The sequence below is a fragment of the Microbacterium lacus genome (assembly GCF_002812805.1).
Lineage (GTDB): Bacteria > Actinomycetota > Actinomycetes > Actinomycetales > Microbacteriaceae > Microbacterium > Microbacterium lacus_A.
This window is the reverse complement of sequence record NZ_NMUM01000038.1, coordinates 1-8,011: the sequence shown is the minus strand read 5'-3', so window position 1 is coordinate 8,011 and position 8,011 is coordinate 1. Positions and strand designations below refer to the sequence as shown.

The 8,011-nt window shown below is 64.4% G+C and carries 10 protein-coding genes; 7 read left to right on the top strand and 3 right to left on the bottom strand.

All coding sequences use genetic code 11. The features are described from left to right. Positions 1 to 9: 9 nt before the first annotated feature. Complete coding sequence (locus tag CGU34_RS13195; RefSeq protein WP_036296135.1) at positions 10 to 960, bottom strand: integrase core domain-containing protein; 951 nt, start codon at positions 958 to 960, stop codon at positions 10 to 12. Continuing rightward, positions 957 to 1,274 carry a helix-turn-helix domain-containing protein gene (locus tag CGU34_RS13190; protein ID WP_081766164.1) on the bottom strand — a complete coding sequence of 106 codons (318 nt, stop codon included), beginning with the start codon at positions 1,272 to 1,274 and terminating at the stop codon, positions 957 to 959. The genes CGU34_RS13195 and CGU34_RS13190 overlap by 4 nt, the downstream gene beginning before the upstream one ends. A gap of 82 nt (positions 1,275 to 1,356) precedes the next feature. On the opposite strand from CGU34_RS13190, the gene CGU34_RS13185 reads away from it, so the two are divergent. Next, positions 1,357 to 1,734, top strand: a complete 378-nt coding sequence (locus CGU34_RS13185; protein ID WP_100814364.1) for a hypothetical protein — start codon at positions 1,357 to 1,359, stop codon at positions 1,732 to 1,734. Next, positions 1,731 to 1,895 carry a hypothetical protein gene (locus CGU34_RS17025; RefSeq protein ID WP_157811315.1) on the top strand — a complete coding sequence of 55 codons (165 nt, stop codon included), beginning with the start codon at positions 1,731 to 1,733 and terminating at the stop codon, positions 1,893 to 1,895. The genes CGU34_RS13185 and CGU34_RS17025 overlap by 4 nt, the downstream gene beginning before the upstream one ends. A 307-nt stretch (positions 1,896 to 2,202) precedes the next feature. Here the strand turns inward: CGU34_RS17025 and CGU34_RS17555 are convergent, their stop codons facing one another. Further along, positions 2,203 to 2,337: a hypothetical protein gene (locus CGU34_RS17555; protein ID WP_269800305.1), complete on the bottom strand. Its 135-nt coding sequence runs from the start codon at positions 2,335 to 2,337 to the stop codon at positions 2,203 to 2,205. Between the two features lie 109 nt (positions 2,338 to 2,446). Between CGU34_RS17555 and CGU34_RS13180 the strand changes: the two genes are divergently transcribed. The 5 genes from CGU34_RS13180 (at position 2,447) to CGU34_RS13160 (ending at position 7,957) form a co-directional block, all read left to right on the top strand. Further along, on the top strand, positions 2,447 to 5,119 hold the full coding sequence (locus CGU34_RS13180; RefSeq protein ID WP_100814363.1) for a phage tail tape measure protein: 2,673 nt from the start codon (positions 2,447 to 2,449) through the stop codon (positions 5,117 to 5,119). After that, positions 5,116 to 5,769: a hypothetical protein gene (locus CGU34_RS13175; RefSeq protein ID WP_100814362.1), complete on the top strand. Its 654-nt coding sequence runs from the start codon at positions 5,116 to 5,118 to the stop codon at positions 5,767 to 5,769. Before CGU34_RS13180 ends, CGU34_RS13175 begins: the two co-directional genes overlap by 4 nt. After that, complete coding sequence (locus CGU34_RS13170) at positions 5,766 to 6,443, top strand: hypothetical protein (RefSeq protein ID WP_100814361.1); 678 nt, start codon at positions 5,766 to 5,768, stop codon at positions 6,441 to 6,443. The genes CGU34_RS13175 and CGU34_RS13170 overlap by 4 nt, the downstream gene beginning before the upstream one ends. Further along, complete coding sequence (locus CGU34_RS13165) at positions 6,433 to 6,633, top strand: type IV secretion system DNA-binding domain-containing protein (RefSeq protein ID WP_100814360.1); 201 nt, start codon at positions 6,433 to 6,435, stop codon at positions 6,631 to 6,633. Before CGU34_RS13170 ends, CGU34_RS13165 begins: the two co-directional genes overlap by 11 nt. 82 nt (positions 6,634 to 6,715) lie before the next feature. After that, positions 6,716 to 7,957, top strand: coding sequence for an IS256 family transposase (locus CGU34_RS13160; protein ID WP_100809640.1), 1,242 nt, complete (start codon positions 6,716 to 6,718; stop codon positions 7,955 to 7,957). Positions 7,958 to 8,011: the final 54 nt, after the last annotated feature.

Here is an 8,011-nt window from a genome sequence, read left to right as displayed (position 1 = left end):
TGTCCCGCGTCAAGTAGTTGGCAGGGATTCTTCGATTTCGAAGTTGGGGATGGTCGGGTCGGCCAGGCCCATGTGCACCTCTATCGGCCGGTTCCAAGCGATCGCCTCATGAGGGCGGGTCTCGTTGTACTCGATGCGGTAGTCCTCGGCGCGTTCGACGAGGGTGAGCGCGTCGGGGATGTCGTCGAGGAACAGCCGTTCGTACTTCAGCGTCCCGAAGCCGCGTTCGCGTGATCCGTTCTGCCCCGGTGACTTCACCCTGGTGCGGACGTGTCGCAGTTCGGGGTGGCGCATGATGAACAGCTCGAAGTTCATCGATCGGAATGGACCGCCGTTGTCTGTGACGATCGTGACGACCGGCAGCAGCTCGCCGGTCTCGTCGTCGACCTGACATTGGTCGACGAGGGGGTGGCCGAACAGGGTCACGTAGTCGACGAGGGCGAGTTCGATCGCGGCGATCGCGTCGTGCTGGTTCGCGGTCGGCGAGGTGTGAAACGGGTGCTCGAGCTTCGAGTACCAGTCCCGGCAGCCGGCGATCCTCCAGATCCCACCCTGGGTGGTCTCGAACTCGCTGAAGTCCAACTGCCATACCTGGTTCGGGCCGGTCGGGTTTCGTGCGAACGCGGCCTTGCGGTTCTTCGCGAGTTCTCGACGCTGCTTCTGGTACTCCGATGGCAGGATCAGCCCGTCATCGCGCAGCAGCCGCAGCACGGTCGCCTGGGACACCTTGTGTCCGTCATGGCGGGTCATCGCCCAGATCTTCCGGTGGCCCCACTCCGGCTTCTTCAACGCATGCGCGACCACCAGCGGCCGGGCCGCGTCTCGCGCCGGCTGCGGCCACGGGCCCTTCGGCGGCCGGTCAGTCTTCGCCTTGGCCTGCCAGCGCCGCCAGGTGCGTTCGGGCATGTCGATCAGCTGACAGAACCTCGCGGTCGACATGCCCGCCTCGGTGCGGATCACCTCGAGGTCCTCGAAGGGCCCAGGCGGCCCTCGGCGCTCTTCTTCCAGACCCGGATCTCGACCGCGGCCTCACCCAGCGCCTGGGTGAGCTCGGCGACCTCGTCCTCGAGCTGCTGCTCGCGGGTCGAGGGCTTGGACTTACCCGCCTCGATGCCGGCTCTGCCGCCCTCGAGGAACTGGCGCTTCCAGTTCCCGATGGCCTGCTCCGAGACCTTCTCACGGCGGCCCGCTTCAGCGATCGTGATCTCGCCCTGCAACACGGACAACACGATGCGGAGCTTCTTCTCCACGGGGATCGTCGGTGGACGACTCATGACATTCAGACCTCTCAGCTGGGGCGTTACATCAGCAACTAACTACCCCTGCCAAACATTCTGACGCGCGACAAAGGCAACCATGACCATCAAAAACATCTCAACCGAATCTGAAGCACGCGACTCCATCGAACGCGCGATCCGCCTCCAGGACCGGACATCAGCCCAACTCATTCTCTCCCTCGCCGAAAGCAAGGGCTGGGACGTGGCATCCGGCGCACGGTCCTACCTCGAACACGCATTCAGCTGCCCCGTCAACCGGATCGAGATCATCGACCATTCCGTAGGTACCCGACCCGGGGATCCCGGGCACGGCATCACCACTACTCGCTGCATGGACTGCGGCAGCCACCGAGCGCACGACGGGACCGGACTTCCCCTCGCCACCGCCGCAGCCCTTGCTCCTACTCCGGCCGTGACCATGAGCGCGGCACCCGCAGCGAGAGGATCCCGCAAGTGAGCGCCACACGCGACCGCCAGATCGAACACCTGATCCAGCTGCGCGACTCAGACCGACCAGAAGAGCGAGCGCAATACCTCGCCCACGTCACGGGGAAACCCACCGTCCGTATGACGATCGGGTACTACGAAGCCGACCTCGCCAAGCAGGGCACGGAGTAACCCGCATGACTTCGTCGGGCGCCAACGTCACCACACGCGAGGAAACGAAGGAGGCGAGCGTGATCCTTTCACCCGCCAAGACCCTCCTGCGCCCGACGCAGACCCCCGGGGGACCCCCTCTCCGACCCCCCGCGACCAGTACCGCCGGGGATGGCAAAAAAGCTGTGTACGGGTTTGGAGATTTCTGGAGGTCGGGTCTCTGATGGGTGGGACGTCGTACATCCAGACTGATCGAGCTATCCGTCATGACGATCCCCGTGCGTTTTTCATGTGGCGGCTCCCCGCCGCGCCCGGGGCGCACGTGCTCTCAGATGAACAGATCGACGCCCTGAAACGACTTCCGGAACCGGCGTTGCTGGATCTGCTCGAGCGGGTCGCAGTGGGTGCGCGCGAGCTTGAGGCGCTCCGCCGGCAGCTCGCGACGAGGTGGGTCATTGTTCATCCCTGCCCGGTGTGTGGGGCAGAAGTAGTCGGGCGTAGGGACAAGGTTTACTGCGCTCCGAAGTGCAAGCAATCGGCGTACGTGTTGCGCCACGGCTCGGAGGACCAAAATGGTTGATCGTCAGGTCAAGGTCACGTTGTCGGCGCAGGTCGCCGGGTTCAAGAAGGGTATGCAGGAGGCGGCGACAGCGACCCGGAAGGTGGGTACGGAGAGCGAGAAGCTCGCGCAGACCCGGGCCGCTTTCGACTCGATCGGGCGCTCCAGCCTCGCGATGGGCGCACTGATCGGTGCTGGTGTCACCGTCGCTGTCGCGAAGTTCGCAGAGTTCGATGCCGCGATGGCAAACGTCGCCGCTGCATCGAACGAAAGCGCCGAGAACATGGTGCTTCTCCGCGAAGCAGCCATCGACGCCGGCGCATCAACGGTGTTCTCCGCGACGGAGGCAGCCGGAGCAATCGAAGAACTCGCGAAGGCCGGTGTTTCAACAGCGGACATCCTGAGCGGCGCACTCGCCGGTTCTCTCGACCTCGCTGCGGCAGGGCAACTAGGCGTCGCTCGCGCAGCCGAGATCACGAGCACCGCACTGAATCAGTTCGGTCTCAGCGGCGATCAGGCAGGCCATGTGGCCGACGTCCTTGCCGCAGGGGCAGGGAAGGCGATGGGCTCGGTCGAGGATCTCGCGAACGGTCTCAAGTTCGTGGGCCCTGTCGCAGCGTCGATGGGTGTCTCGCTTGAAGAAACGACCGGAGTGCTCGCGCTGTTCGCTCAGCAGGGCATCATCGGTGAACAGGCCGGAACCTCGTTGCGAGGCGTGCTCTCGTCGCTGACTTCCCCTTCCGCGCAGGCACGCGGTGAGATTGAGAAGCTCGGTCTGACATTGTACGACTCGAGCGGCAACTTCCTAGGCCTGGAGAACGCCGCAGGGCAGCTCTCGAAGGCGTACAACACGATGGACGGTGCCAGCCGCGACGCCTCCATGGGCATCATCTTCGGGCGTGAGACGGTCACCGCTGCGACGGCGCTGTACAAGGCCGGCGCGAGCGGCGTCGACGACTGGACAGAGGCCGTCGACGACAGCGGCTTCGCGGCCGAGGTCGCACGGAAACGACTCGACAACCTCAAGGGCGACCTCGAAGCGTTGCAGGGCGCTCTGGATTCGGCACTGATCCAGACAGGCAGCGCCGCGAACGAAACCCTGCGGTCGATGGCTCAAGCCCTCACCGGACTCGTCCAGATGTACGGGGACCTCCCCGAACCCGTGCAGCAGGCCACGCTGATCATCGGTGGCGCTACAGCGGCAGTTGCACTCGCTGGCGGAACGGCATTGCTCGCGGTTCCGAAGTTCATCGAGATGAAGTCGACGATCACCGGGGCCGGAATATCGATGAAGGGACTCTCCCTCACCGCGGCGGGTGCGGGCCTCGCCCTTGGTGGACTGTTTGCGATCGTCGGGGGTCTGGCGCAGCAGCAAGCTGAGGCGCGGGCGACGGCCGAGTCCTACGCGGACACGCTCGAGGAAGGCTCTCGCAAGATCACGGACGCGACGAAGCGGTTCGCGTCGGAACGGTTGCAGGCGACACCCGGGTTCTTCGACAACCTCTTCGGAAGGGTGAGCGGCCCCGGGTCGGTGTTCGACAGCGCGGAGAAGCTCGGCATCGAACTGAACCTCGTGACTGAGGCCGCGGTGGGCAGTTCCGACGCGATCGCGAAGCTCGCTCCCTATCTGCAGAAGATCGGGGATGGATCCTCGTTCGCAGCCGAAGAGGCAGAGCGGCTGGGCCTCTCTCAGTATCAGGTCGAACAAGCAGCGCTCAAAGTCACCTCCGGCATCCAGGGCGAAGCCGAATCGCTTGAGGAAGCCAGCCGCCTCGCTCGTCAGAAGGAAGAGGCCAACAAGGGCCTGACTGACTCGACGGAGGAATCCGCTGAAGTCGCTCAGACCGCGGCGGAGGCGTACCTGACCGAATCCGACGCGGTCTCCGATGTGGCGGGTCAGCTGACCGAGCTGATAGCGACGATCAACGAAGCGAACGGTGTGGGACAGGACGCCGTCTCGGCGAACATCTCGTACGGTGACGCGCTCGCGAAGGTCGACGAGACGATCCGGAAAGCCGCTGCGGGCCAAGAGGGGTATGCGCTCACCCTTGACCAGAACACTCAGGCCGGCCGCGACAACCTCGGGATGCTGAACGATCTCGCCGCGAAGTCGCAAGCTGCCGCTGACGCGCAGTTCGCGCTCGATGGGAACACAGACACCTACCGGTCCACCCTGGAAGCGGGACGGCAGGCAGTGATCGACAGCGCCACCGCGCTAGGCGCGAACGCCGATGAAGCGACTCGCCTCGCAGATCAGATCTATCGGATCCCCACCGAGCGCGAGATGGAAGTCATCGTCGAGACCCGGCGTGCCGAAGAAGCCATCGTCCAACTGACGCGGGAACGTCAGGTCAACATCATGGCGAACGTCGTTGGCGGGAGCATAGCGGACCGCGCGGAGCGTGCTCAAGGCCGCGCCTACGGCGGACCGATCTTCGGGCCCGGCGGACCGAGAGATGACCTCATCCCGGCGATGCTCTCAAACGGGGAGCACGTCTGGACCGCAGCCGAGGTCGAAGCCGCAGGAGGACATGACGGGGTCGCTTCTCTCCGCCGAGCGGTCCTCGCTGGCGGCTACGCGAACGAACTTGCGTACACGAACGACGGTGGCACTCTCGCTGTCATCGAGGGAGAAATCGCGGCACCGAAGTTCGTCGCAGATCACTTCCCGGCGGTGGCTCAGTGAGTCTCCTCATGTACTCGATGTGGAGAGACGGAGTTATCGTCATCGCGGACACCCTCGCGTGTCTCACCACATACGAACCATCGTCGTTCCGCACCAAAGTGTCGACCCTTCCGCACCTCAATATGGTCTTCGCCTCCAGAGGCCCATCGCTGCTCGACCGCCGATTTCAACACTGGATCAGCCTCGATTGGGCCTGCCGTGACATCGAAACCGTCAACGACGTCGCGCCGAAGCATCTGAGGCAGTACCAGGCTGATTTTGTCCAAGAGCACGGGGCAATCTCAACCTCCGAGTTCTACCTCTTCGGGTTCCCATCGGGGTCCGATGAGCCCGTGCACTACAGATACCAGTCCAAAAACGACTTCGAACCGGAGCGTTTCCCGGATCCCCTCTTCGGCGTTGTACCGGGCCCCGAAACGTTCGCTCTGGAGCAGCCCGACACTCTCGAAGACGTCATCAAATTGGCGACCCGCATCAGGGACGAGAACGATCGCGGGCTGACGGAGGACCACGTCGTGATCGGCGGCGACCTCTTCGCCTTCGAGATCAGAAACGGAAGCATCTCCAGCAACCATTGGCACCGGTTCCCCGACTACGACGAGACGGATAAGGCGATAGTCCGCCTTCACCAAAAGAGGGAGGCCAAATGACATCTTCAGTCGAGGAGCTCATCGAACGCCAACGCGAGATGAACACCCCACCCCCGCCGAAAACAGACGGCCCACCCCCGCCCGATCCGAACCGTTTCAAGAGACTGATCGAGAAAGCACGAGAGTACGTCGAGAACAGGTGGGAATCGCTCGACGTCGTCCTCGCCGACGAGGTGCTGAAAGTCGACATCGGCCGCATCTCCGGGAAGGTGTGGTGTGATCTGGAATCAACTCACCCGCCGAAGGTGCAGGCTGACGTGGAACTCGGGTATGACCGGCTCGAGCTGCCCCGTGCCTACCCGGTGGAACGTCTCAAGCTCAATGGCGAGCCGACGACTGTCGAGACGTGGCAAGACGTTTACGACCTCCTCGAGGCAGAGGATCGCACCAACGTGGCCGCGGTCGTGTGGGGCATCAACGTCGGCGAACCCGAAGAGAACCATGCCCGTCTCGCGAGACTACACGGCCAAGTGGAGGAGAAGCTCGAGGAGCAACTGGAACAGGTACAAGCGACTGGTGTGGAAGCGCAGGGACCGACGTCAGTTACGAGCGACCAGACGAACGAGCCGGCAGCACCCTATGCTTCCTGGCATGGCAGCCCTCTCAACAGTGAATCGCGCTCTGAACCAGATACCGAAGCGCGCCGAGAAACAGGAGGGCCCGATGCTGCATGAGACCTTCGTGGACTCAGGCATTATCGACGTCCTCGATTCCGTCGATCATCAGGTCCTGTACGGCCGCCGTGGTACGGGCAAGACGCACGCGTTCAGCTTCCTCGGCTCGGAGATCCGAACGCGGGGAGATATCGCGCTCTACGTTGACCTGCGGGGTGGCGTCCGGCAAGGTGGTGTACGGATCGGGTGACCGTGTCGCTGCGGACGTAGCGACGGTCACCGCGTGATCCTTCGAGAGAACTCTTCACATCCATCTCGAAAGGACCCCGACGATGACCGTCTCACCCCACGATATCGACCCTGCCCGCTTCCTCGAAGACCACCTCGCGCAGGCGTCTCCCGATCTGCTGCGGGAGATGCTCGGCACGTTCATCAACCAGCTGCTATCCGCGGACGCGGACCAGATCTGCGGCGCCGCTTACGGCACGATCAGCGACGACAGGGTGAACCGTCGCAACGGTTACCGCCACCGCGACTTCGACACCCGCGCCGGGACCATCGACGTGAAGATCCCCAAGCTCCGGCAGGGCACCTACTTCCCGGAGTGGCTGCTGGAACGCCGCCGCCGCGCGGAGGCCGCACTGACCACCGTGGTCGCGACCAGCTACCTCCTCGGCGTGTCCACCCGTCGGATGGATGACCTGGTGAAGACCCTCGGGATCACCGGGCTGTCGAAGTCGCAGGTGTCGGAGATGGCGCGCGACCTTGACGAGCAGGTGACCGCGTTCCGCACCCGGCCGTTGGACGCCGGCCCGTACTCGTTCGTCGCCGCCGACGCGCTCACCATGAAGGTCCGCGAGGGCGGCCGGGTCGTGAAGGTCGCGGTGCTGGTCGCGACCGGCGTGAACGCCGACGGCTACCGCGAGATCCTCGGTCTGCAAGTCAACTCGACCGAAGACGGCGCCGGCTGGCTGACGTTCTGGCGCGACCTCGTCGCGAGAGGCCTGACCGGCGTGAAGCTCGTCACGTCCGACGCACACGCAGGTCTGGTCGCAGCGATCGGCGCGACCGTCGGCGGGTCCTGGCAGAGGTGCAGAACCCACTACGCGGCGAACCTGATGAGCGTGACCCCAAAGTCCTCGTGGCCATGGGTGAAGACCCTGCTGGGCACGGTTTTCGACCAGCCCGACGCGGAGTCCGTGCACGCCCAGTTCGACCGCGTCCTGGACGCGCTCGAGCACAAGCTCCCCAGGTCGTTCGAGCACCTCGAGGCCGCACGTGAGGAGATCCTCGCGTTCACCGCGTTCCCGAAGAGCATCTGGCGGCAGATCTGGTCCAACAATCCGAACGAACGCCTCAACCGGGAGATCCGCCGCCGCACCGACGTCGTGGGCATCTTCCCGAACCGCGACGCGATCATCCGGCTCGTCGGCGCCGTCCTCGCCGAGCAACACGACGAGTGGGCCGAGCAACGCCGCTACCTCGGCCTCGACGCCCTCGCCGCCGCACGCCGCGTCGGCGAACCCACCACAGAGGAGGTGATCGAACCCGACCTTCGGGCCCTCACAGCCTGACCTCGACACGAGGGATCACACGATCACCGATACACCACGTCCCAGGACTTGACC